Raw genomic sequence first — 26,013 nt, 5'->3', positions numbered from 1 at the left:
GCGATCGATTAGCGATTGACAGTTAGACGAGACAGGGAGTTTTTAGCTGATTCCACCATGCTTCTAAATCCTGCAAAGAGCGATCGGCATATTGACCGTAACGTTCCCGTTTATTGCGGATTTTTCTGGTAAAATTCGGCAAAATGCCAAAATTTGGCGGCATCGGTTGAAAATGTTTCGGTTCGGCACTGCTGATAAACTCAAATAATGACCCCATCATAGTTGTGGTTGGCAATGTCACCGTTTCTAATCCTAAAGCTAAACGAGCGGCATTAGTTCCCGCTAACCATCCCCCAGCAGCCGCGGCCGTATAGCCTTCCGTGCCGATTAACTGTCCTGCCGCTAATAGCGTCGGTCGCGATTTAAACTGGAGACTGGAGGATAATAACTGGGGAGAATTGATAAAGGTGTTTTTGTGCATCACCCCCATGCGGACAAATTCGGCCTTTTCTAACCCCGGAATCAGACGGAAAACCCGTGTTTGTTCACCCCATTTTAAATTAGTTTGAAATCCCACCATATTCCACAATTGCCCCGCTTTATCTTCCATTCGCAACTGTATAACTGCGTAGGGACGTTGATCCGGATATCTGGTATCCGCTAATCCCACCGGTTTCAGGGGACCAAAACGCATGGTATCCTCTCCCCGACTGGCTAATTCTTCGATTGGCAGACAAGCCTCGAAAAATTTGGCATTTTCTCGCTCAAAATCCTTTAATTCTGCTTGTTCTGCCTGTTTTAACTCTTGCCAGAAATGCAGGTATTGTTCCCGATCCATAGGACAATTGAGATAGGCGGCCTCACCTTTATCGTAACGGGAGGCCAGAAAAGCGATCGATCGATCAATAGATTCCCCTAGAATAATCGGACTAGCGGCATCAAAAAAGCTCAGATAGTCCAGGCCGGCAAAATTTTGCAGATCTGCGGCTAAAGCAGCACTGGTTAACGGTCCAGTGGTTAAAACGACGATACCATCCCGGGGAATTTCCGTGATCTCCTGACGTTTTAAGGTGACTAGAGGGTGGTTAGCCAAGATTTCCGTCAAATTTCGACTAAATACCCCTCGATCGACCGCTAAAGCCCCTCCTGCGGGGACACTGTGCTGATCGGCCTGGGCAATAACTAGAGAATTTAAGCGTCGTAATTCTTCATGGAGTAACCCGGTGGCGCGATCCACCGCCATGGCACCAAAGGAGTTACTACAGACTAATTCGGCTAAAAATTGGCTATGGTGGGCGGGACTAGAGCGAATTGGGCGCATTTCGTGCAGGATCACGGGAATACCTGCTTGGGCTATCTGCCACGCCGCCTCAGTCCCCGCTAATCCTCCACCAATTACATGAATAGGGCGATCGATCATAGTTGGGAGAAAATGGCTAGAGTAGGATTATTTTAGCGTCAGTTCCGAGTCACCAAAAAATAGGGCCGGTCTAGGGCGATCGCATGAAGATTGGGGCTGATCGCAAACTCAGGTTATAATATTAAGGAAGGGATAGAATATTATATTTTATCTCGTCACGGTTTTTGCTTTCGAGAAGGTGGCAACACCGCCCCACTTTCTCACCATCTCCTTCCAGATGGGCTAGTTAGCGGTTTGACTTCTATGAACACCAATTATCTTGAGGAATACCAAAAATACCTAGCCGAATGGCAGAAAATGCTTCTGTCCGCTTGGGGTAATGGTCTTCCCACGACTACACCAGTGTTTGAGTTTCCGGAAACTTTGGTTAAATCCCTTGAATATCAACAAGAATGGGTGAAATCCTACCTAACCGCCCAAGAAACCGCCACCAAAGTTGCCCTCGATAGTCAGAAACAATTCTGGGATAGTTATTTCGGTTTTGCTCGTCAGTCCATGGCTGTAATCAATAAACCGGCTTAATGTAGGTATCAATTGGCTAGATAGTTCGGTTAGTGACTTAACTTCCCTTAAAAAATGAAATCCCTCAAATACAATCCCCTCCGGCCTTGTATTTGAGGCTTTTTTTGTGTTATTCCCTTTAAGCAATCAGGGAATTTTGGGGTTTAGCAAAAATCATCCGTCCGGCAGAGGTTTGCAGTGCAGATGTCACCACTACCCGCAATTCTCCCCCCAGATAATCTTTTCCTTCTTCTACCACCACCATCGTGCCATCTTCTAGATAACCAATGCCTTGGGTGGGTTCTTTTCCTGCTTTGAGAATTTTCAGATCCAAAGTATCCCCAGGCAAGTAGATCGGGCGTACTGCTTGGGCGAGATCGTTGACATTCAAGATGGTGACTTTTTGCAGATTGGCCACTTTACTGAGATTATAATCGTTAGTGAGCAAGGTGGCGTTAATTTCTTGGGCAAGATGGACCAATTTAGCATCTACGGTGCTAATATCCTCATAATCGGCCGGATGAATGATAATGCGATCAGGGAATTCTTGCTGCATCCGGTTTAAGATGTCTAATCCGCGTCTTCCTCTGACTCGTTTTTGGTCGTTACTGCCATCCGCTAACTGTTGCAATTCCTGAAGGATAAATTGGGGAATGAGTATCTGTCCTTCGATAAATCCTGTGTCTAACAATTGTTCGATACGACCATCGATAATACAACTGGTGTCCACAACTTTGGTGGCGGCAGCTTGCAGGGTCCCTTCTGCCACTAAAATTGATTCCATACTATTGGGGTTAATCAGACGCAAAAAAGTGCGCCCGTGGGTATCAGCTAAACTAACCCCCAGATAGGAAAACATAATACTGCCTAAAATAGCGATTATCGGCTTGATAAACGAGAATTCTCTGGGAATCGGTAGGAAGAAAATCGGGGCTAGGATCAGATTAGCAATTAACAAACCGATAACTAGACCGACCGAACGGGTTAAAATAACTTCGATCGGAGTTTGTCGTACTTGGGTTTCTAGACGACGATAGGTAGTTTGGGCAACTAAACCAAGAGCTAAACCAATAATTGAGGCAAAACCCGCCGATAACCAGCGTAAAGCTTCAATATTGCTGATTTGCGACTGGACAGCAACCGGCAGCAAGTCCACACCACTATAACCAATACTGGCAATAGCGAAGACGAATAGTAAAATTATGACTGCATCAAGCATAGGGATAATACCAGAGAGGATAGGGGGGAATGATGGTAGAAAAATAATGAGTATGAATGCTTTTATATTATATCCGTGGGCCTCTCCTAATTTGTGTCGGGAAAGTTGCTTTCATTCTAGGAGATGTTCTCCCCAGCCATAATACATCTTAACGAAGATCAACGAAATTATAGCCGTCGGGAGTCAGCCTTGAATCAGTTATCAGTTATTAGTTATCAGTCATCAGATACGAGTTACAGCGTTTCTCAGATAGATGAGGTTCGTTCTTGCATCTAAAATACTTGATTAGCAAGGCTTAGTCTGTACCTCACCTTGACGAGAAAGGCTGTATGAGTTCACTGATTACTGATTACTGTTCACTGATAACTGCTTTAATGCCCTATTTTCACCCCATAACCTCGGTTTATATTCATATTCCCTTTTGTCGTCGGCGCTGTTTTTACTGTGATTTCCCGATTTTTGTCGTCGGTAATCGCACCAATCCGGCGACTTTTCCCCCTGTGGTGGAGTATGTGGAAATATTACAAGAAGAAATTAGTCTTAGTCAGGGGACGGGGAAACCCCTAGAAACAATTTTTTTTGGGGGGGGGACTCCTTCCCTGTTACCGGCGGAATTATTAGGATCAATTCTGGATACTTTAGCCAAAAAGTTTGATTTTGCGGCCGATATAGAGATTTCTATGGAGATTGACCCGGCTACCTTTAGTGTAGAACAATTACAGGGTTATATTAGCGCGGGAGTCAATCGGGTTAGTTTAGGAGTACAGGCTTTTCAAGAACCATTATTACAGGTTTCTGGTCGATCGCATACCGTTAAGGATATCTATCAGGCAGTGGAATTAATTCAGGGAGTGGGAATAGTTAACTATAGTTTGGATTTGATTTCGGGATTGCCACAACAAACCCTGACAGATTGGGAAAATTCCCTAGAAAAAGCGATCGAACTGCAACCGGCCCATCTTTCCTGTTACGATTTGGTCTTAGAAGCGGTTACTCCTTTCGGTAAACAGTATCAACCGGGGAAAAACCCCTTACCCGATGATGAAACCACGGCGAAAATGTATGTTTTAGCTGGTGAAAAACTAGCTTTAGCCGGTTATCAACATTACGAAATTTCTAACTATGCCAAACCGGGTTATCAATGCCGACATAATCGAGTTTACTGGGAAAATCGTCCCTATTACGGTTTTGGTATGGGGGCTGCTAGTTATCTTCATCAACAACGTTTTACCCGTCCGCGCAAAAGTCGCGACTATTTCGCTTGGGTAAAAGAAGGCTGTCAGATTGACGTGGAGAAAAATAGCTTGATTGATGATCTTCTCGAAACCTTAATGCTAGGGTTAAGGTTAGGGTCAGGGGTGAGTTTACCTGCCATTGAAACTAATTTTGGTTCGGAAATCAAAAAAGCAATTTTAGAGGTCTTAGAGCCGCATAAACAGCGTAATTTAGTAATAATTGAGGGGGATAGCAGGGTAAGATTAAGCGACCCCGAAGGTTTTTTGTTTTCTAATCTAGTTTTAACCGATTTATTTGATCGCTGGCAATAGTTAGAAACTAGATTTTAAGTAGCTGGTTATAATTAAATTAAAAATGGATTTTAGCTTCGATCCTCCCTTAATCCCCCCTTAATACTAGGGTTGATTCATAGTAGGGTTGATTCATGAATCAACCCTACCCTTAATCCACCCTTGATAAGGGGGGTGTCTGACAACTTTTAACACCTACCTACTTACTAGCGATAATGGATAGCTAACCAAATACAAGGGGGATTATTGCTAGTAAATTCGACGCGATGTTTTTGGTGAGGAGGAATCAGGAGATAATCCCCTGCTTGCAGATTAACTTTGTTGCCATCTTCATAACTAATCTCAGCAAATCCCTGTAATAAAATCACCCATTCAAACTCAGATTGATCGTACCATTGACCTCGGGGAGTGGTTTGGCCGGTGGAAATAATTCTTTCTAGACGAATAGCCTGACTTTGGGCCAAAATTTCCAGAATTTCTCGGTCGGGAATTAGTTCAGGTAAATCAAAAATTGAAGCTGCTGTCATTAGTTATTATCTCTTTCTGGATGAAAATCTTTAATCACCGTCGGTATTGCTGTTAAAATTTTCTCAACGATATCAGTAGGTCTATCTAGGTCAGAAACAACAATCCGAAGATCTGCTTCTGCATAAAGTCCTCGTCTTTGTTCTAATAATAATTCCAGTTTACTTTCTAAATCAGTGGACTGAAGCAAGGGACGAGAGGTATCTTTTTTTAAACGTTTAACCAAGACTTCGAGAGGAACATCTAACCAAATCATTAAACCGTGACGAAGATAACTCCAATTCATCGGTTTTAAAACCATCCCTCCCCCGGTGGCAATCACAGTTTTAGTCAGAGAGGATAATTCGGCTAAAACTTGGGTTTCTAACTCCCGAAAAGTCGCTTCTCCCTCGTCGACAAAAATTTCCCTGATTTTCTTTCCCGCGACCCTTTCTATTAATATATCTGTATCAAAAAAACGATATTGTAACCGTCGGGAAAGCAACTCTCCCAGGGTGGATTTGCCAGATCCCATCATTCCTAGCAAAAAAACACTTAATCCCCGTAAGGAGTTAAAATCCGTTGAATTGTCCATAGTTAAAATTTAGCTGAATGTAGTCCTCGCTACTCAGGGACGATGTTTTGATAAGCATTTGGGAGTAAAAACCGCGAGATGAAATCAGAAAATCTTCTCAGAACCCCCATTGACACCGACATCGTGTCAGAATCTGGATAACCATGATACCATCTTGGTAATTAATGGACAAAATCAGCTTGATTAATTTAATCAAGTGGTGTGAGGAGTGTGAACACAGGAGTCTAAAATTCATGTCCAATCAACCAGCAAACTTTCCGGGTAACAGAAATCAACTCAAACCGATTAAAGTCGGGGTTATCGGGGTCGGTAACATGGGACAACACCATAGTCGCATCCTGAGTTTATTAAAAGACGTGGAATTCGTCGGGGTGGCCGATGTCAACGTCGAAAAGGGACTGGAAACTGCCAGTAAATACCGAGTCCGTTTTTTTGAAAATTATTTAGATCTCTTACCTAGGGTAGATGCGGTTTGTCTCGCTGTCCCCACGCGGTTACACCATCGAGTCGGGATGGACTGTCTGCAAGGGGGAGTACATACCTTGATCGAGAAACCGATCGCCGCTAGTATTAGTGAAGCGGAATCTTTAGTCAACGCAGCAGCCGATCATGATTGTATTCTGCAAGTGGGTCATATCGAGCGTTTTAATCCCGCTTTCCAAGAGTTATCGAAGGTCTTGAAAACCGAGGAGATTTTAGCGATTGAATCCCATCGCATGAGTCCCTATTCCCAACGCGCTAATGATGTGTCGGTGGTGTTAGATTTAATGATCCACGATATAGATTTAATTTTAGAATTAGTCTCCGCTCCCGTGGTGAAATTAACCGCTAGTGGTAGTCGCGCTGCCACTGATTCCGGTTATCTCGATTATGTCACTGCAACCCTTGGTTTTAGTAATGGAGTAGTGGCTAATTTAACCGCTAGTAAGGTGACTCATCGCAAGATTCGCCGTTTAGCGGCCCACTGTAAAAATTCTCTCACGGAAGCGGATTTTCTCAATAATGAAATCCTCATTCACCGGCAAACCACCGCTAACTATAGCACCGATTACGGTCAAGTTCTCTACCGTCAAGATGGTTTAATTGAAAAAGTTTATACCAGCAATATTGAACCTCTACACGCGGAATTAGAACATTTTGTTCATTGTGTGCGCGGTGGGGACCAACCTTCTGTCGGTGGGGAACAAGCTTTAAAAGCTTTACGATTAGCTAGTTTAATCGAACAAATTGCCCTTGATGGTCGCGTTTGGCAACAATCGGACTGGAATTATCAATATCTTAATTCTCCCGTGATTACTGCTTCTTGATTGTTTTTACCCCGATTCTTTAAGTGAGAGAATTGGGGTGAGGAAACAAAATTAGTTATCTGGAAAACTTTCCCAACATTTTTCTGAGGATTTTTTTCCACACCATTGACTTTCACAGGGAACTCCATCACCGTCTCCATCCATTTTGACATTGGGGCAATTTCTCAAGAAAAAAGTCGCTTCTGCACAGGATATCATCTGGGAACAGTGAGTTCTACCATCGCACCGAAACTGTGGAGAAGGACTAGGTTTTTTCTGGGGAGTGGGACGATTATTGTTGTTAGCTACGGCTAAATTATTGAGGGTTTGATTGCCAGAAATTGGTGATTTTATTGATATTTGTTCGCTCAGAAAACCCAGAATTAAAATAACAATTACTTTTTTCATAAAATGCTTGCCTGATTCTCTGCTCTTATCATAGTACCAGATAGGAGACGGGGTGCATCCCACATTTGCAGAAATACCGACAATCAGCAATTATCAGTGACTCTTAAATTAGTACAAAAATATGAACAATCGCGTGTAAGCATCCCACCGAAAAGCTAATGCGCTCCGGGGTTTGGGGGCGGCACCACGCCCCCAACGGGGTAGGGTTGATTCATGAATCAACCCTACCTTGAATCAACCCTACCTTGAATCAACCCTACGCCCCCAACGGGGGGTTTGGGGGGTTCTACCCCCCAAAAGCTTGGATTGAGTGATAAAACTAAAAGTAACGTCCAATTTTAGGAGAAAGTTTCCCCTGAAAAATACCAAATTAGTAGATTGACAAAAATGAGATACACCCTAGGAGACAGGATAATAAATCAGAGTTATTCCCCGTTTCCTATTCCCTGTATTTAGAGTAAAATTTCCCTCTGTTGAATTGCTAATTTATGGGCGGGAAAACCCTCGTACTCGGCTAAAGTTTTCGTGGTTTCTTTTAACTTTTCAAAGCCTTCAGGGGTGACATAAGCCAAAGTGGAGCGCTTGAGAAAATCATAAACCGAAACCGCCGAATAGGAACGGGCAAAACTTCCTGTCGGCAGCACAGCATTGACTCCGATGGCGTAGGTAGCCATAGAGGAAGGAGTATGATTTCCTAGGAGAATTTCGCCAGCATTTTTAATCTTGCCCAGAATGGCAAAAGGATTACTAACTAAAACCTCGAGATGTTCCGGGGCGTACTCATTGACAAAATCGAGGGATTGCTGCAAACTATCGGTTAAAATTATGCCCCCATAGGCGGCTAAACCCGCCTCACAGAATTCCCGTCGCCAATCCGGGAGTTTTTGCAGGTATTCCTGAGCATATTCACTAGCAGCGATCGCTAAATCTTCACAGTGGGTGACTAATAAAGCCGCCGAATCCGCCCCGTGTTCCGCTTCAATTAATAAATCCAAGGCCGCTAAACGGGCATCGGTGGACTCATCGCCCAAAACTATCGACTCACTCGGACCTGCCGGTAAACCCACATCCACAGTACCGAACAGTAACCGCTTGGCCGCCGCCCCATAGACGCTGCACGGACCGGTAATTTTGTCAACCCTTTTGATATTTTTTGTTCCCAAAGCTAAAGCGGCGATCGCTTGTACGCCACCTAACTTATAAATTTCTCTGACTCCAGCCATGCGCGCCGCCACCAGAGAAACGGGTTCCACGTTGCCCTGTTTATCGGGGGGAGTGCAAACGACAACTCTTTCCACTCCTGCCACCATTGCCGGTATAGCTAACATTAACATCATCGAAGGAAAAGCACCGCGGCCCCGGGGAACGTATAAACCCACATTGGGGATAGGAGAGATTTTTTCGCCAGCAAAGACACCGGTTTCAATTTCTGCCAGTTGCATTTCTTCCGGCATTTGGCGACGATGTACCTCTTGAATATTCCGGAAAGCCTGTTCAATGGCGGTTTTTACTTCCGGTTCAATTAACTGAAAAGCCTGCTCAAATTCTGCCTCGCTGACTTTGATATTTTCTACCGTTGCACCTTCGTAGTCAAAACGCCGCACATAGTCCACAACGCCGGCATCCCCCCGCTCGCGGATGGTTTCTATCACCGTTTGAGCGACTTTGAGGGCGTTATCAATATCTAACTCGGCTCTTTTCTGAAGTTTTGCCCGTTCCGCGCTACTTAATTGCGAAAGTTTTAATATTCTAACCACTATTGCTGCTCCTACTGCCCCCCGTCCTCTCAAGAATAACAGGGAATCTGAATCTTTATGTTTATTGTAACCTTTGGGGGAGTGCTGGCTTTTCAGTGATCAGTAAACAGTAACCAGTAATTTGTTAAGCTAAAGGCTTTATTGCCAGATTCTTTCTCTTGCCTCTTGCCTCCTGCCCCCTGCCTCCTTGGGTATAATGCAGATCATGTTTAAGCTCTCTTGCTGTTCTGTAAATGCGATCGCTCTTGGTTTATTATGGGGGGCGATTAGTCCGGTGTGGGCAGAAACGGAGTTAGACCTAGACCCGAAAATTCGGCAAGAAAGCCCGGTTTTAGAGCGTTGGTTAGAAAAAATACCCGATATCGCCGAAGAGATTCGCCGCGATCCTAGTTTTCGCACTCGTATCCGTTTAGGATATGCAGAGTTTCCTTCTACCGATAATTCCAGTGGCGTGATTTTGGGGGTAGAAGATGTGTTTTTCGGTCAAACCAGTTTAACCCTAAGCGGCGATTATCAGACGGCTTTTAACGGCAAAAGGACGGCAATAGGAGCAAATTTACAATACTATCTCCTCCCTTTGGGTGATTATGTCAATCTGGCTCCCATGGTGGGCTATCGTTACATTCAAACGGGAAATTACAGCACCGATGGGCTTAACTTAGGATTAAAGCTCAAATTAGCCCTTTCTCGCACGGGGGCAGCAGATATCACCGTCAGTCAGAGTTTTATCTCCCCGGGGGGTGCTAACGAGGTGGGATTAACTACTCTTTCGGTTGGTTATGCGATTACCTCTAATTTACGTTTAGCTGCCGATATTCAAGCCCAAAATTCCCGCGCGCGTAAAGATAGCTCCGTGGGAATTTTACTGGAATGGCTGCCCTAATTAGGGTTTGCGGCAAAAAGTTTTTCCTGGGTGTAGGGTGTAGGGTGTGGGGTGTGGGGTGCGGGGTGTAGGGTGTGGGGTGTGGGGTTTTACCGATAAAAACTCACACCTGATAACTGAATCACTGATAACTGATCACTGATAACTGATCACTGATTAGGTACTAAAGTATTTAGCAGTGGGGTGATAGGTGATGATGGCGGTGGTGGATTGTTCTGGGTACAATTGTTCGCTTTCGTCCATAGACATCCCAATGCGATCGCATCCTAACAGATCTAATTGCTTGTATTGGTCCTGAATATTGGGACAAGCGGGATAGCCGAAACTATAGCGAGAACCCTGGTAACGCTGTTGCAGTATATCGCGGATATTATCGGGATCGAACTCTGCGAAACCTAACTCGCGACGGATGCGGGTGTGGGTCCATTCGGCCATGGCTTCGGCGGTTTGGACAGCCATGCCGTGATAATAGAGGTATTCAGTATATTCGTTGGCATCAAAGAGAGATTTAGCGTATTCCGTGGCGATTTCCCCCACTGTCACCGCTTGCATCGGGAAAACGTCGATAATACCGGATTCCTGCGGGGCGAAAAAGTCAGCAATACAGAGACGACGAGCGGATTTCTGGCGAGGAAACTCAAAAATGGCGATCGGTTGCAGATTTTCGGGTTTTTCGCCCGCTTGTATCGATTCGGGATCGTAAATTAAGAGGGAATTACCGGAGGATTGACAGGGAAAATAACCATAAATTAATGTGGGGTTTAGTAAATTTTCCTTGACAATTTTCTCTTTCCATGCTGTCAGAATTGGATGAACTTTTTCCTGTAAAAACTCGTCGTATTCTTGCTTCGATTGGCTTTTGGGTTTGCGGAATTGCCATTGACCGACAAATAAAGCTTGTAGGTCTAAATACCAGAAAACCTCCTCGATGGGAATTTCTGCTGCCGTTAATATTTTAGTACCCCAGAAGGGCGGTGTTGGTCGGGGAATATCAACTTCCACCGCTTCCGAACGACGGGTATCAATAACTAATTCTTTGTCTAGGGTTCCATCGGTAAAAATAGTATCGGGATTAACCTCTAATTCTTCTGCAACAACCGTAGTTTTTTCTGCCTCGGCACACTCCGCTAAAAAGCCTTTGCTATCATCCCATTGACCCCCAGCTTTAGCGGGCATTAATTTATCCATAAAATGCAGGTCAGAGAAGGCATCTTTACCATAGATAACCTGTCCCTTGTAGGTTTTTTGACAGTCATCATGGACAAATTTGGGAGTTAAAGCTGCCCCACCAAGAATAACGGGAACGGTGATTCCTTTTTCGTTAAAAACCTCTAGATTTTCCTTCATAAAAGCCGTCGATTTCACCAATAAACCGCTCATGGCGATACAATCGGCCTTATGTTCTTTGTAGGCTTCGATGATATTTTCTACAGGTTGTTTAATGCCCAAATTAATCACCCTATAGCCGTTATTGGTCAAGATAATATCAACTAAATTTTTACCGATATCGTGAACATCCCCTTTAACCGTTGCGATAATAAAAGTCCCTTTGGCATTATTATCCCCCTCTTTTTTCTCCATAAATGGTTCTAAAAAAGCAACAGCTGCTTTCATAGTTTGGGCAGATTGGAGAACAAAAGGTAACTGCATTTGTCCTGAACCAAATAACTCACCCACTACCTTCATCCCATCCAAGAGGAAAATATTAATAATATCTAGGGGTGGATAGTCCTGTAAAGCTTGCTTTAAAGCCTCTTCCAGTCCCAATCTTTCCCCATCAATAATATGCTGTTTTAAGCGTTCCTCCACGGGTAAATTAGCATTACTAGAGGGGTCTTTTTTAGTAGTTTTCCCCGCAAATAATTCGGTTAATTTGGTCAGGGGATCATAAACACATATATCGCCATCAAAACGACGATTATCATAGATTAAATCCCGACAAACTTGCTGATATTCTGGTTCAATTTTTGCCAGAGGAAGAATCTTATTAGCGCTGACGATTGCGCCATCCATACCCACCTGCATCGCTTCGTGGAGGAAGACAGAATTTAATACCTGACGCGCTGCCGGATTCAACCCAAAAGAGATATTAGACACACCTAAAAGAATATGACATTCGGGCAGTTCTTGGCGAATTCGACGCATTGCTTCGATAGTAGCCTTGCCATTTTCTCGGTCTTCTTCGATACCGGTAGAAATCGGTAAAGCTAGAGGATCAAAAAAGATTTCGTAGGGAGGAATTCCGTATTCTATCGCCCCATAATAGGCCCGTTTAGCTATCTGGAATTTTTTCTCGGCAGTGCGTCCCATTCCTTCTTCATCAATGGTTCCAATTACTACCCCCGCGCCGTATTTTTTCGCTAAATCCAAGACTTGATAAAAACGCGGTTCCCCGTCTTCGTAGTTAGTAGAGTTGAGGATACATTTACCCCCCGCTACTTTTAACCCCGCTTCCATTTTTTCCCATTCGGTGGAATCTAACATTAAAGGTAGGGTGACATTATTAACTAAACGAGAGGCTAATTGGTGCATATCGCGCACCCCATCCCGGCCCACATAATCGACGTTGACATCGAGAATATGCGCCCCTTCTTTTACCTGCGCTTTCGCCATAGATACTAAACTATCCCAGTCTTCAACATTGAGCAGTTCCCGACATTTTTTAGAACCACTGGCGTTTAATTTTTCCCCGACAATCAGGAAAGAATTATCTTGAATATAGGGTTGGGTACTGTAGATAGAAGCGGCGGAGGGTTCATAATGATAATGACGAGATTTCGGAGTTAAACCCTGACTTAGTTCCGCTAAAGCTTGAATATGGTCGGGACGAGTACCACAACAACCGCCGATAATTTGTACTCCCAAATCTTCGATAAAGTGCATTAAAGCCATTTTTAATTCTACGGGAGTGAGGCGATAATGCGCTTGACCGCCGACATTTTCCGGTAAACCAGCGTTAGGAATACAAGAAACAATAAAAGGGGAATTTTCCGAGAGATATTTAATATGGGGTTTCATCAAATCAGGACCAGTGGCGCAGTTAAGTCCCAAAATATCGATTTTATAGGGTTGTAAAATAGAGACAACGGCGTTAATTTCCGTTCCTACTAACATCGTTCCCATGGTTTCCATCGTCACCGAAACCATTAGGGGCAATCGTTGACCTTTTTGCTGAAATACTTCTTCAATAGCATTTAAAGCCGCTTTAATTTGCAGGACATCCTGACAGGTTTCTACTAATAATAAATCTGCCCCGCCATCGTACAGACCCTCTACCTGTTCCACATAGGCATTTTTGAGAGTATCAAAGTCTATATGACCCAAAGTGGGCAGTTTTGTCCCCGGCCCCATGGAACCCGCCACAAAACGGGGTTTTTCGGGGGTAGAGTATTTATTAGCGCAAGCCTTGGCCAGTTCGGCGGCGGTTTTGTTGAGATAATAGGCTTGATCGGCTAAATCGTACTCGGCTAAAACTATCGAGGTTCCCCCAAAGGTGTCGGTTTCAATCACATCCGCACCCACGGCTAAAAAGGCTTCGTGGACTTTGGCTACGGCGCTAGGTTTAGTATGGACAAGATACTCGTTACACCCTTCGTATTCTGCCCCACCAAAGTCCTCGGCCGTCAGATTTTGGCTTTGTAGGGAAGTTCCCATCGCCCCATCAAAGACGAGGACGGGATGCTTGGGGCCGTTGAGGTAGTCGAGAAAGGGGCTATTCATAGAGAGATTTACTGCTATAGCATTTTGAAAGTTTATTGTAATACGGTTACTAGAAATCTGCTATGGTCGGCATTTCAGTGATCAGTGATCAGTTATCAGTTATCAGCTTCTGAAGGCAAGAGGCAACAGGCACTCGTGCAAAAGACAGAATCTGGCAATTCTCCCGGCTCCGGAGCTTCCATACAGTCTTAACAAGTAATTTAGATAGTCAACAGCCTAGCACCAGCGATCGAGAAAGCCTATCAATCTAATTTTGTAGAACTAGACGGGCTAAACCAACTCCGGGATAATAATTACCGAGAATTTGTTGATAATCTAGGCCTTTTTCCGCTAATTTATAAGCTCCAGTTTGACTCATGCCGCGACCACCGTGGGCCCAAGCGACAATTTCATCGGTGGCGGCATAAAGAGACTCGACTACACCCCCTTTGTAACTGAGAATCTGCCCGGCAGTGGCATTAACCGCCTGGTGAGTCGATTGATACTCCGAGCGAATGCCTTTATATACCTGCCAGCGTTGGCTATTGCCCAGATGAAACCAAGCATTAGCGGGGCGGATTATATGTACTAGAGCATAGGAACGAGCGGCGATCGCTTGTGCCTTTAAAGCGTGCATTGGCGCGGTGGAGTGCATTTCACTACCCACCACACTATAGAGATAGGCCTCTAAATTAACATGATTGACCACTAACAAGCGATCGCCTTGGGCAACCAGCAGCACTTTGCCCCGATACCAACCATCATCCACATAAACTAAACCATCGGCACTGGTGGGCTGCACAAAAATCACCTCTGGCAGCGATAAATCGCCCATTTTTAAGCCATTGGCACCTGGAATGACCGGTAAACCCTCGTTAGTGGCAATCGTTTTTAAACCGCGACCTTGGCGATCTGTGATCACCGCCGGTCCGTTAACTCCAATCAAAACACTGGCCACATCCCTTTTGATCGCCACGCGAATTTCTATGGCCGGCGGCGTATAATTAGCGGGAACCACTAAGGGTTGTCTAGTCACCGGTTTAACTGCGGCAGCGGGGGAAGTATTAGGGGAAGTATTAGGGGAAGTTTGAACCGATGGCGCTAATTTTTTCGGCTCCGAGGGGGAAGATTGGGGAGAGGGCGCTGATTTTGGAGTCGCAGAAGATTGGGGAGAGGGGGATAGTTTCGGCGATGGCGCGATTAAGGGTGCGATCGGAGATGGAATAATAGGGGAAGGGAAGGGAGCAGTCTCTAGATTTGCTTGCGGTTGCGGGGTTTCTGGTTTTTCCTTGGCTAAATAAGTTAAGAGAATTGGCGTAAAAGTAGCGATCGACAGCAAAGGAACGGCACAATGGCGCAGCAGGGAAAAATAGGCACTAGCAGAAAATTTCACTTTGATCACACCGTCTTGAATTTTTTTATCTAACTTTATCATTCCCCGATGCAAAAATTTTTTATATCGCTCTTCTGGGAGTCTGGGGAAGAGAGATAAGATATATAGCCTGAAATCGAGAGGTGGTCTATGGTTAAGCCACGCCCAGGACAACCAACAGTTAAATTTATTGATGACTACTGCGAAAACTATAGAGGCCGCCAATTCAGAATTGAATTGGCGAAAGAAAAACTCGGCCAATAGAATGAAAGGAAAAAACTTTTGCAGCTGCCAGGGGGAATTAGACTAGGATCGCTGGACTTTAATTATGGCCCAGCTGATTATTTTTTCCCTTGCAGTAAGCCAAAACGAATTAAACCCGACTCGTAACCGCGCCGCATTAACCCTAAAGATAATGCCCCTCGGATAGTAGTGTAACCGCTTGCTAACAAACCAGCGATCGCATCTGTGGTTAAGGCCGAATCAATCACCACATCCCAAAAGGCCGCCACCGATAGGGACCAATCATCGGTTTTTAGGTCTCGAAAGCCAATATCACGGGCAATATCAGCGTATTCTGGCAAAGAAATCACATAGGGCAGACAATAAACCTGATAAATCTCGTTTAATAGTTTAATCTCCCCTTCCGTTAAATTACCGGCCAGGGAAGTGGTGGGACGATGACACCAAGTAGCCATCAAAAAAGTCCCCCCGGGCTGCAAAACCCGATAACATTCCCGCAGAAATTGCCTTTTATCGGGCATATGTTCGCCACTTTCCAATGACCAGACCAGATCAAAATTATCGTCAGGAAAAGGGGTTTTTAGGGCATCAGCCACACAAAAACTGACTTGTTCTTCTAAATTGAACTCTTGCGCTCTTTGACTGGCTCTAGCGGCTTGTACCGGGGAAAGGGTAATCCCCACCGCTTGACTGTGAAATTTTTCGGCCAGATAAAGGCTACTGCCACCAATACCACAACCTACATCGAGAATCTGATTAGCACCGGTGACAGCACCCCAAGTTAATAATTCTTCTATTAAATCAATTTGTGCCTGACGGCGATCGAGTTTAATCTTGCCACTCCGACCGTAGTAACCATGGTGCAGATGTTCGCCCCAAATCCTTTCCCACAGTCCACTAGAGGAGTCATAAAAATCGGCTATTCGTTGATAAAGTTCCATGGTGATTTCCTAGTTAAGAGAGGCACTCTTGCCAGAGAGCCAAAACACTTACTTAACCCTAACCCGAAACTCTCGGCAAAGGACAAAACCCTTTCAAGTCTATCAATGGCTAGGTGGGGTGAAGAGAATCAAACCCGACAGCAACCCCGAAAATCGTGTCAGAATAGATCATTGTAGTCACTGATTATCTTTGAGAAAAATATTTATATGTTAGGACGGGACAGCTACGATTTAATCATTGTCGGGGGCGGTATAGTCGGGACCACCCTAGCGGTGGCTTTAAAAAATACAGGATTAAATATCGCTATGATCGAGGAACGTCCCCTAGAGGTGGCCGCCTCCCGTCGTCAAGCTTATGCCCTCTCGCTGATGTCGAGCCGGATTTTTACAGGCTTGGGTATCTGGGATAAAATCTCGCCCAGTATCGGTAAATTTCGTCATATTCGCCTTTCTGATGCCGATTACCCGATTTTTGTCCCCTTTGTGGTCGATGAGCTAAAAACCGATTATTTGGGCTATGTGGGCGAACATCAAGTGATTTTAACAGCCCTGCACAAGGCCAGCCAAGATTGCGATCGCATTGAGTGGTTATCCCCTGCTAAAGTGTTAGAAGTGGAGTACGGAGCAGAAACAGCGACTGTCACCCTGGAAGAAGCCGGTCAAACCCGAAAAATCACCACAAAATTAGTCATCGGGGCCGATGGAGCCAGATCCGCTATCCGGCAAGGGGCGCAAATTAAAACCAAAGGTTGGAAATATTGGCAATCCTGTGTCGCTTTCACCATTAAACATCAACTTGATCGCAACGATACCGCCTTTGAAAGATTTTGGCCCACCGGTCCGATGGGCATTTTACCGCTCCAGGGTAATCGCTGTCAGATCGTTTGGACAAATCCCCATGGCGAAGCGAAAAAACTGCAAGAAATGCCCGAAGGGGAATTTATCGACAAATTAGAAGCATATACGGGGGGATTACTGGGAAAAATAGCATTAGTTAGCCCCCGCGCTCTCTTTCCCGTACAGTTAATGCAGAGTGATACTTATGTTAAACCCCGACTGGCTTTAATTGGTGATGCCGCTCACTGTTGTCATCCCGTCGGTGGTCAAGGTTTAAATTTAGGCATTCGCGACGCGGCCGCTTTAGCGCAGGTATTAAAGGAAGCAGTGGACAAGCAAGAAGATATAGGAGCGCTTTCTACCCTAAAATCCTACGAAAAATGGCGTAGATCGGAGAATTTAGCGATTTTAGGCTTCACAGATTTTCTTGATCGCTTGTTCTCCAATAACTGGCCGCCCATCGTTGTCATCCGTCGTCTAGGATTGGCAATTATGTGCGGTTTCCCCCCGTTGAAATTGTTTGCCCTGCAATTAATGACGGGATTAAAAGGACGTATTCCCCAATTAGCTAGATAGCTGGCCACTAATTCCGCGGATGGGGCAGAAAGGAAGAAAAAAAAGCTTGCAAAATGCTGCGATTATCGCTATGATGGTTAAGGTTCAATATCGGGGCGTAGCGCAGCTTGGTAGCGCACTACTTTGGGGTAGTAGGGGTCGTGGGTTCGAATCCCGCCGCTCCGATTGCAGGAAAACAGAGAGTTAGGTAGGGATGCAGTCAATCTCTACCTTGTCCTGTTTACTCGAAATTTTCTTAATTGATCAGCGTTTCTGATCAAGTTAGTTCACCATTAAGATCACTGCTTTAGTAGAAAATGTCTAATCAAATATCAGCTTACGGTTCCTGGAAATCACCGATTACCTCCGATCTAATTGTGGCAGAATCGATTAGTCTTGGCGGTGTAACTCTAGATGGAGAAGATATTTATTGGTTAGAAGGCAGACCACAGGAAAAGGGGCGAAATGTTTTAGTTAAATTAAACCCCGACGGCACAACCACAGACATCACCCCAGCACCTTTTAATGTGCGAACTCGTGTCCATGAATACGGGGGAGGTTCCTATCTAATTGTTGCCGGAATTATCTATTTTTGTAATTTTGCTGACCAAAGAATTTATCGCCAAACTGCTGATAGTTTACCCCAACCTCTGACCCGAGAAAATTCCTGTCGTTATGCGGATTTAATTCTCGATGAATTTCGCAATCGTTTAATCTGTGTTTGTGAAGATCATAGCCAAAAAGATCGGGAACCAGTTAATAGTATTGTCAGCATCGATGTGGATACAGGAGAAATAGAAACTTTAGTATCAGGCGATGATTTTTATACCTCTCCTCGCTTAAGTGCCGACGGTTCTCGATTAGCTTGGATTAGTTGGAATCATCCTAATATGCCCTGGGATAGTTCTTTTCTCTGGGTGGCCGATATTAATAATCTTTATTTGAGTAATATTCGGGTCATTGCTGGTGGTGAAAATGAGTCAGTATGTGAACCGCGCTGGTCTGCCGATGAACAGTTATATTTTACCAGTGATCGCAATGATTTCTGGAATTTTTATTGCTTTAACCATGATGAACAAATCGAACCAGTTCTTGAACCGATCGAGGCTGAATTTGCCTATCCTCATTGGGTTTTTGGTTTATCTAACTACGGCTTTGCTGGGGAATCCCAGATTATTTGTAGTTATACAAAAGATGGCCGTTGGTATTTAGGAAGTATCGATACTCTTAATCGAGAATTCCGAGAAATTATTACTGCTGATACTAACATTTCTTCCCTACAAGTTAGCGAGAGCAAAATAGTTTTTATTGGCGGTTCTTTCAGGGAAGTAACCGCGGTTATCTCACTGTATTTAGCCACAGGAACGAGAGAAATTCTCAAATCTTCCAGTAATTTAACTATTTCTAGCGATTATTTCTCGATTCCAGAAATGATTGCTTTTCCCACCAGTCAGGGACTAACGGCATCTGCTTGGTATTATCCCCCCCAAAACCCCGATTATACCGCCCCCAATGGCGAATTACCGCCCCTTTTAGTCAAAAGTCACGGTGGGCCGACGGCCGCGGCCACCTCTAGTTTAAGTCTAAGGGTGCAATACTGGACCAGTCGCGGCTTTGGCTATCTAGATGTCAATTATGGCGGTAGTACGGGTTATGGTCGTCAATATCGTCAGCGTTTGCTGGGAAATTGGGGAATTGTCGATGTGGAAGACTGCATCAACGGGGCAAAATATTTGGTTAATCAGGGATTAGTCGATGGGGAAAGATTGGCAATTTCTGGAGGCAGCGCCGGAGGTTATACAACTTTAGCGGCCTTAACTTTTCATGATACTTTTAAAGCAGGAGCTAGTTATTACGGAGTTAGTGATTTAGAGGTTTTAGCCACCGATACCCATAAATTCGAGTCGAGATATTTAGATAAATTGGTGGGACGTTATCCTGAAGAAAAGGAAATTTACTATCAGCGATCACCTATTCATTTTACTGCTCAGTTATCCTGTCCGGTGATCTTTTTCCAAGGTTTAGAAGATCGAGTGGTTCCACCCAATCAAGCGGAAATGATGGTAGAAGCTTTAAAAGCGAAAGGTTTACCCGTTGCTTACGTTCCCTTTGCGGGAGAACAACACGGATTTCGTCAAGCTGAATCGATCAAACGAGCATTAGATGCAGAATTTTATTTCTATTCCCGTCTCTTTGGTTTTACTCCTGCGGATAATTTAGAACCAGTAGAAATTAAGTAGGGTTTATGGCTGGCACTTTTTGAGGGCAAAAAAGTCTAAAGATATTATCTCACAAGGTTTTTAGATTTATTCAGCCAGTAGGGTTTGCTGAAAAAGTTTGCTGATCGGGTTAGGAGTCGGTCGTCGGTCGGGGAGGTCAGAATAACAGAATAAAGCAAAAAGGTTAAGTGTAACTGGTGCGGGCGATATTTTACCCCATCAGAAAAGTTTAATTACTATAGCGCCACTGTCATGATGATAAAACGGCACTCGATCGGTTTCAAGCTGTATCCTTAATAAGGGAGCAGTCAAGCTAGGAGTCTTGTGAGAGGAAAGTCACAGGCCCGGTTCTGAAGGGGAGGGGATGGGGGCGACGACCTTCTCGACCCCTAATATATAAGCGACCCCAATAGGTTGTCAGTGATCTAGAAAAATTTTGGCTAGGATGTAATTTTACTGAGAAAATTGGGGATAATCAAGGGTAGTGGAGAGGTTAAGAATAGTCTATGACATTTTCTTCCAAGAAAACTCGTGCCGTTGCCCTGCCCAATTACCTTTCCCCCTTTGGTAATAAGTTGGTGCAGTCGGGCTATATCGGTGCCGAGCAAATGCAACAGGCCCTAGTGGAAACACGGAAATCGGGACGATCGCTAGTAGAAATATTAAAACAACTAACCGGGCGCCCTTTGCCCCCGGATTTGCAGCGACAGCATAAGAAAAACCAGTTGTTTGAATTAAAAATTCTCTACGGAGTTGAATCGATCGACGCCGAGTTGAGCGATGTGGATGGGCTGGAAATAGCCCGGTTGATCGATTCTTTGATTCCCATCGATCTTTGTCGTCGCTATCGTCTCATCCCCCTGGGACAGATCAAAGGAGAGGCAACTACGATTTTGATAGCCATGGTCGATCCTGACAACCTAGAGGCTAGCGACGATATCAATCGTATTCTCCGCCCCAGGGAGTTAGGTATACAGCGTTTAGTGATTACCAGCGAGGACTATGAAAGATTACTGGAAAAATTCCACCAGGCCCAATCGCAACTAGAACAGGAAAAAGCCCGACTCGAAAAAGAAAAAGAACTGGAAAAACTCTCGGATATCACCGACATTGTCGGCACTATCGATGTGCTCAGCAATGTCCCTAACGATGAAGTGGCCGATGATCTCGGGGTGGGGGACGCTAATCAAGCCCCCGTCATCAACCTGGTCAATAAAATTCTAGCTAAGGCCCTGCAGGAAGGCACTTCTGATATTCACATCGAACCCCAAGAAGAATTCCTGAAAATTCGCTTTCGCAGAGATGGAGTTCTTTATCAAGCTTTTGAGCCGCTGCCGAAAAAAATTACCCCGTCGGTCACTGCCCGTTTTAAAATCATGGCCGATCTCGATATCGCCGAACGTCGTCTTCCCCAAGATGGTAAAATTCGGCGGATGTATCAAGGGCGGAAAGTGGATTTTCGGGTTAATACCCTGCCCAGTCGCTACGGCGAAAAAGTCTGTTTGCGGATTCTCGATAACTCAGCTACCCAGTTGGGTTTAGATAAACTGATCACCGATCAAAATACCCTGGCAATTGTCCGGGAATTGGCCAGTCGTCCCTTTGGTCTGTTGCTGGTTACAGGTCCGACCGGTTCGGGGAAATCCACCAGTTTATACTCGGTTTTAGCCGAAAGAAATCACCCCGGAGTTAATATTAGTACAGCCGAAGACCCGATCGAATATTCTCTACCAGGCATCACCCAGGTACAGGTAATTCGCGAAAAAGGCATGGATTTCGCCTCGATTCTCCGGGCCTTCATGCGACAAGACCCGGATGTGATTCTGGTGGGAGAAACTAGGGACAAGGAGACGGCCAAAACAGCGATCGAGGCGGCCTTAACTGGTCACTTGGTCTTAACTACCCTACACACTAACGATGCCGCAGGTGCGATCGCTCGCCTCGATGAAATGGGGGTTGAACCGTTTATGATTTCCGGTTCTCTCTTGGGAGTCTTGGCCCAGCGTCTGATGCGGCGCGTCTGTACCGAGTGTCGAGTCGCCTATCACCCCAGCCAAGAGGAATTAGCCCGTTTTGGTCTTGCCGCTGCCAATGAACGGGAAGTGACCTTTTATAAGGCTAATACCCTAACCATAGAGGAAATTCAACAGGCGCGAGATCAAGGTAATCTTTGTACCAAATGTGGTGGCAGCGGTTATAAAGGTCGCGTCGGGGTCTATGAGGTAATGCAAAATAGTGAACGACTGCAGCAGTTAATTAACCAAGGAGCAACCACCGATCGCATTAAGGAGGCGGCCGTCGATGAGGGCATGGTGACACTCCTAGCTTACAGTTTAAATCTGGTGCGGGAGGGTTACACCACCCTCGAAGAAGTGGAACGGGTGACATTTACCGATTCTGGTCTGGAAGCGGAATTAAAAGCCAAACGGAAAAGCGGTTTAACCTGTCGTGGTTGTCGCGCCGAACTACAACCAGAATGGCTCGATTGTCCCTATTGTATGACACCACGATTTAGTGATTAAGACAGTTTTTCAGGTATCAGTTATCAGTTATCGGTTATCAGTTATAAGATTTGAGTTTTAAGTAAGGAGTATTAAGTGAGTAGTCTTAAATAGCAATTTCCTAAGGTCTTTTTACTGATTACTGGTTACTGTTTACTGTTCAATGATTTTACCTTAGAGATGGAGTTTAAGCCATGGAAATGATCGAAGATTTAATGCAACAATTGGTCGAGATGGGCGGTTCCGATATGCACATTCAGTCTGGGGCGCCGGTCTATTTTCGCATTAGTGGCAAACTGTCCCCGATTAATGAAGAATCTTTAACCCCGCAAGATTGTCAGAGATTGATTTTTAGTATGCTCAATAATACTCAAAGAAAAGAGTTAGAGCAGAATTGGGAATTAGACTGTTCATACGGGGTAAAAGGATTAGCAAGATTTAGGGTCAATGTTTATAAAGAAAGGGGTGCTTATGCAGCTTGTTTACGCGCTTTGTCCTCCAAAATTCCTAACTTTGAACAATTAAATTTACCAGAAGTAGTCCGAGAATTATCGGAAAGACCGAGGGGATTAATTCTCGTAACCGGCCAAACAGGTTCAGGAAAAACTACCACTTTAGCGGCAATTTTAGACTTAATTAATCGGACTCGTTCCGAGCATATTTTAACGGTAGAAGACCCAATTGAATACGTTTTTTCTAATATAAAAAGCTTGTTTCACCAAAGACAAAAGGGAGAAGATACCAAGAGTTTTGCTAACGCATTAAAATCAGCTTTACGGGAAGATCCTGATATTATACTTGTGGGAGAAATGCGGGATTTAGAAACAATTAGTTTGGCAATCACGGCTGCGGAAACCGGTCACTTAGTCTTCGGAACCCTACACACTAGCTCGGCAGCGGGAACAGTGGATCGGATTATTGACGTTTTTCCTGCTAACCAACAGGCACAAATTCGCGCCATGTTATCCAATTCTCTACTAGCAGTTTTTAGTCAAAACCTAGTCAAGAAAAAAAATCCTAAACCGGGGGAATTTGGCCGGGCAATGGTACAGGAAATCATGGTGGTAACTCCAGCGATCGCTAACCTAATTCGCGAAGGAAAAGCCCCCCAAGTCTACTCAGCAATTCAAACGGGAATGAAGTTAGGAATGCAAACCATGGAACAGGGATTAGCTAATTTAGTTGTTAGCGGTGTTGTCTCCTTTGAAGAAGCAATTTCTAAAAGTGGTAAACCCGATGAATTACAACGTCTTGTCGCTGGGGCCAGCGCTAATGTTAAAACTAAAGCCAGGCTCTAATAACAAATAGTAACCTTTAAGCGTTCGTCAGCCCCTATCAGTTATCAGTGAACAGTAACCAGTAATCAGTGAAAAGAAAGTACCGAAGTTTTCACTTAACACTATCTACCCAGTTAAAACTCCAATCTGATAACTGATAACTGATAATTGATAACTGATAATTGATAACTGATAATTGATTTGTCCTATGCCTACTTTTGTCGCACAAGTTAAAAACAGATCTGGAAAAGTTTTCCAAGAGAAAATTGAGGCCATGTCTCCCGATCAGGCCCGGACGATGCTGAAGGCGAAATATGCTACCGTCGGTAAAGTCAAAAAAGCGGGAGTAGAGATCGATCTTTCCGGTTTAGAGTTGATGTTTGCCAGCATTTCCATCAAAGATAAAGCGGTTTTTTCCCGTCAATTTTCGGTGATGATTAATGCTGGTGTGGGGATTGTGAGATGTTTGGGAGTTTTGGGGGATCAATGCGGTAATCCCAAGATGAGAAAAGCCCTACAAGCGATTAGTGCTGAGGTACAGCAAGGGAGTCCGTTATCGGAAGCGATGGCCAAACATCCCGAATGTTTTGATGAACTTTATGTCAGTATGATCGAAGCTGGAGAGACGGGGGGGGTACTCGATGAAGTGCTCAACCGTCTCTCGAAACTTTTGGAAGACATGGCCCGCTTGAAAAACCAGATTAAATCAGCGATGACCTATCCAGTAGCGGTAGGAATTTTGGCGGTAATTGTGTTTTTCGGGATGACCATCTTTTTAATTCCCGTGTTTGCGAAAATTTTCACCGATTTAAAGGTGGAACTACCAGCTTTAACGCAATTTATGCTCTTTTTAAGTGGTGTGATGCGTAGTTGGTTGATTTTAATCCCGATTGTTACCATTGCTGCCACGGTTTTTTTACTGCGTCGCTATTACAAAACCCCGATGGGTCGTCTGCAAATTGACCATTTTTTCCTTAAAATGCCTCTTTTTGGTGATTTGAATGAAAAGTCGGCTGTGGCTAGATTTTGCCGGGTTTTTGGGACTCTGACGCGTTCTGGTGTCCCAATTTTAAGTTCCCTCGACATCGTTTGTAATACGGTGGGTAATCAGGTAATTGCCAATGCGATCGCTGGTGCCAAGGCGGAAATTCAGCAGGGGGGAATGATGAGTTTGGCCCTACAAAAAGCCAATGTTTTTCCAGCTTTAGCAATTCAAATGATTAGTATTGGCGAGGAAACGGGAGAATTAGATGCCATGATGATGAAAGTGGCGGATTTCTACGAAGATGAGGTGGAACAGGCCGTTAAAGCTTTAACCAGTATCATTGAACCCTTGATGATGGTTGGTATTGCCGGGATGGTGGGAACTATTCTTCTGTCTATGTACCTGCCCATGTTTAAAATCTTCGAGGCGTTGGGATAAGTTGATCAGTGATCAGTGATCAGTGATCACTGATCGGTGACTATTGCCAGTAGCTTGAAATCAGAAAGATTTTAATTGGGTGTGGCTCTTTTAAAAAGATGGTATCCTGAGCAAAAATCAACGAAGCACGAGAGTTTAGGAGAGCAAGAACAGAAATGTCAGAGGTAAGCAGAGAAGAAGGCGGATGTTTCACAGAAGCACGAGAGTTATTTGAAGACATGGTAGAATGGCTGAATTCAGACCAGGTTTGTGGTCTGGAGCATAGCGAATTAGAAAACAAGCTCCAAGTCAACGGCAACGAACTCCTAAGACGACTGCAACGCCGGCTACCTAGACAGGCGCGGCAACGAAGAAATCGAAGGGGACTATTGCGGAAGTGACGGCATCAAAAGAACCCATAAGCGGAAACAAACAAGGCAATTAACCACAATCTTTGGCACAGTAGTAGTCAGACGAATTGGTTACGGAGGTAGGAAAATGAGCAGTCTTCACCCCTTGGATGGGGAATTAAACCTACCACCAGAACAATACTCACATACACTATCAGAAAGAGTAGCATCAGCCTCCGCCTTGAACGGATTCAATCAAACAGTAGAAATCATCAAGAAGACAACGGCAGCCCAAATAGCGAAGCGTCAAGTAGAAGAAATAGCACTCTCAAGTGCTTGTGACTTTGACGAGTTCTATCAAGCACAACAAGCAAAGTCACAGCCCGATGAAGAAACAGGCGAAATCCTGGTCATTAGTGTTGAGGGCAAAGGTGTCGTCTTGACATCCTCGCCGCCCTAAAAGTGCGGCGATTCCTAAACCTCACGATTTAAGTTTCTGCTTCCACCACCGTCGCATACCACAGTTAAAAAACCATGTACTGTCTTACACAGAGTCCACAGACTTTCGCCCCATTTCA

At 44.6% G+C, this 26,013-nt stretch carries 18 protein-coding genes, 1 tRNA gene and 1 pseudogene; 11 read left to right on the top strand and 9 right to left on the bottom strand.

Annotated features, from left to right (window positions below; genetic code table 11):
• Window positions 1-22: 22 nt before the first annotated feature.
• Window positions 23-1,360 (bottom strand): FADH(2)-oxidizing methylenetetrahydrofolate--tRNA-(uracil(54)-C(5))-methyltransferase TrmFO, encoded by a 1,338-nt coding sequence (gene trmFO / locus O9334_RS20740; protein ID WP_288002231.1) that lies wholly within the window; start codon window positions 1,358-1,360, stop codon window positions 23-25.
• A gap of 243 nt (window positions 1,361-1,603) precedes the next feature.
• Between trmFO and O9334_RS20735 the strand changes: the two genes are divergently transcribed.
• Complete coding sequence (locus O9334_RS20735) at window positions 1,604-1,882, top strand: hypothetical protein (RefSeq protein ID WP_002736942.1); 279 nt, start codon at window positions 1,604-1,606, stop codon at window positions 1,880-1,882.
• 118 nt (window positions 1,883-2,000) lie between these two features.
• On the opposite strand, the gene O9334_RS20730 is transcribed toward O9334_RS20735, so the two are convergent.
• The gene (locus O9334_RS20730; protein WP_045358336.1) at window positions 2,001-3,080 is read right to left on the bottom strand and encodes a PIN/TRAM domain-containing protein; all 1,080 of its coding nucleotides are present in this window, start codon (window positions 3,078-3,080) and stop codon (window positions 2,001-2,003) included.
• Window positions 3,081-3,454: 374 nt separating this feature from the next.
• On the opposite strand from O9334_RS20730, the gene hemW reads away from it, so the two are divergent.
• Complete coding sequence (hemW, locus tag O9334_RS20725) at window positions 3,455-4,627, top strand: radical SAM family heme chaperone HemW (RefSeq protein ID WP_288002245.1); 1,173 nt, start codon at window positions 3,455-3,457, stop codon at window positions 4,625-4,627.
• A gap of 185 nt (window positions 4,628-4,812) precedes the next feature.
• Here hemW and O9334_RS20720 read toward each other — a convergent pair whose 3' ends face one another.
• Complete coding sequence (locus tag O9334_RS20720) at window positions 4,813-5,133, bottom strand: cupin domain-containing protein (RefSeq protein WP_288002227.1); 321 nt, start codon at window positions 5,131-5,133, stop codon at window positions 4,813-4,815.
• Complete coding sequence (locus O9334_RS20715) at window positions 5,133-5,705, bottom strand: shikimate kinase (protein WP_288002224.1); 573 nt, start codon at window positions 5,703-5,705, stop codon at window positions 5,133-5,135. The genes O9334_RS20720 and O9334_RS20715 overlap by 1 nt, the downstream gene beginning before the upstream one ends.
• A 233-nt stretch (window positions 5,706-5,938) precedes the next feature.
• Between O9334_RS20715 and O9334_RS20710 the strand changes: the two genes are divergently transcribed.
• Window positions 5,939-7,012 carry a Gfo/Idh/MocA family protein gene (locus O9334_RS20710; protein ID WP_002798856.1) on the top strand — a complete coding sequence of 358 codons (1,074 nt, stop codon included), beginning with the start codon at window positions 5,939-5,941 and terminating at the stop codon, window positions 7,010-7,012.
• Between the two features lie 51 nt (window positions 7,013-7,063).
• Here the strand turns inward: O9334_RS20710 and O9334_RS20705 are convergent, their stop codons facing one another.
• Window positions 7,064-7,399 carry an excalibur calcium-binding domain-containing protein gene (locus O9334_RS20705; protein ID WP_288002221.1) on the bottom strand — a complete coding sequence of 112 codons (336 nt, stop codon included), beginning with the start codon at window positions 7,397-7,399 and terminating at the stop codon, window positions 7,064-7,066.
• Between the two features lie 452 nt (window positions 7,400-7,851).
• Complete coding sequence (hisD, locus tag O9334_RS20700) at window positions 7,852-9,156, bottom strand: histidinol dehydrogenase (RefSeq protein WP_045358343.1); 1,305 nt, start codon at window positions 9,154-9,156, stop codon at window positions 7,852-7,854.
• Window positions 9,157-9,352: 196 nt separating this feature from the next.
• Here hisD and O9334_RS20695 point away from each other — a divergent pair, with 196 nt between their 5' ends.
• Window positions 9,353-10,039 carry a hypothetical protein gene (locus O9334_RS20695; protein WP_045358345.1) on the top strand — a complete coding sequence of 229 codons (687 nt, stop codon included), beginning with the start codon at window positions 9,353-9,355 and terminating at the stop codon, window positions 10,037-10,039.
• 156 nt (window positions 10,040-10,195) lie between these two features.
• Here the strand turns inward: O9334_RS20695 and metH are convergent, their stop codons facing one another.
• From metH to O9334_RS20680, 3 genes are all read right to left on the bottom strand, one after another.
• Window positions 10,196-13,759, bottom strand: a complete 3,564-nt coding sequence (gene metH, locus O9334_RS20690; RefSeq protein WP_288002219.1) for a methionine synthase — start codon at window positions 13,757-13,759, stop codon at window positions 10,196-10,198.
• A gap of 247 nt (window positions 13,760-14,006) precedes the next feature.
• Window positions 14,007-15,173: a SpoIID/LytB domain-containing protein gene (locus O9334_RS20685; RefSeq protein ID WP_045358348.1), complete on the bottom strand. Its 1,167-nt coding sequence runs from the start codon at window positions 15,171-15,173 to the stop codon at window positions 14,007-14,009.
• A gap of 278 nt (window positions 15,174-15,451) precedes the next feature.
• Entirely contained in the window at window positions 15,452-16,294 is an 843-nt protein-coding gene (locus O9334_RS20680; RefSeq protein WP_288002217.1) for a methyltransferase domain-containing protein, read from the bottom strand.
• A gap of 207 nt (window positions 16,295-16,501) precedes the next feature.
• Here O9334_RS20680 and O9334_RS20675 point away from each other — a divergent pair, with 207 nt between their 5' ends.
• The 7 genes and pseudogenes from O9334_RS20675 to O9334_RS20645 form a co-directional block, all read left to right on the top strand.
• Entirely contained in the window at window positions 16,502-17,707 is a 1,206-nt protein-coding gene (locus tag O9334_RS20675; RefSeq protein ID WP_190380525.1) for an FAD-dependent hydroxylase, read from the top strand.
• 91 nt (window positions 17,708-17,798) lie between these two features.
• Window positions 17,799-17,872, top strand: a tRNA-Pro gene (locus tag O9334_RS20670).
• Between the two features lie 131 nt (window positions 17,873-18,003).
• Window positions 18,004-19,926 carry a S9 family peptidase gene (locus tag O9334_RS20665; protein ID WP_045358351.1) on the top strand — a complete coding sequence of 641 codons (1,923 nt, stop codon included), beginning with the start codon at window positions 18,004-18,006 and terminating at the stop codon, window positions 19,924-19,926.
• 485 nt (window positions 19,927-20,411) lie between these two features.
• On the top strand, window positions 20,412-22,427 hold the full coding sequence (locus O9334_RS20660; RefSeq protein WP_045358352.1) for a GspE/PulE family protein: 2,016 nt from the start codon (window positions 20,412-20,414) through the stop codon (window positions 22,425-22,427).
• A gap of 173 nt (window positions 22,428-22,600) precedes the next feature.
• Window positions 22,601-23,704, top strand: a complete 1,104-nt coding sequence (locus O9334_RS20655) for a type IV pilus twitching motility protein PilT (protein ID WP_045358353.1) — start codon at window positions 22,601-22,603, stop codon at window positions 23,702-23,704.
• A gap of 187 nt (window positions 23,705-23,891) precedes the next feature.
• The gene (locus O9334_RS20650; RefSeq protein WP_045358354.1) at window positions 23,892-25,106 is read left to right on the top strand and encodes a type II secretion system F family protein; all 1,215 of its coding nucleotides are present in this window, start codon (window positions 23,892-23,894) and stop codon (window positions 25,104-25,106) included.
• Window positions 25,107-25,261: 155 nt separating this feature from the next.
• Window positions 25,262-25,877, top strand: a pseudogene (locus O9334_RS20645) (ISKra4 family transposase); the annotation flags it as partial.
• Window positions 25,878-26,013: the final 136 nt, after the last annotated feature.

This window comes from Microcystis sp. LE19-8.1F (assembly GCF_027531715.1).
GTDB lineage: Bacteria > Cyanobacteriota > Cyanobacteriia > Cyanobacteriales > Microcystaceae > Microcystis > Microcystis wesenbergii_A.
Note: the sequence above shows the minus strand (reverse complement) of the source record. Positions and strands in the feature narration are given on the sequence as shown.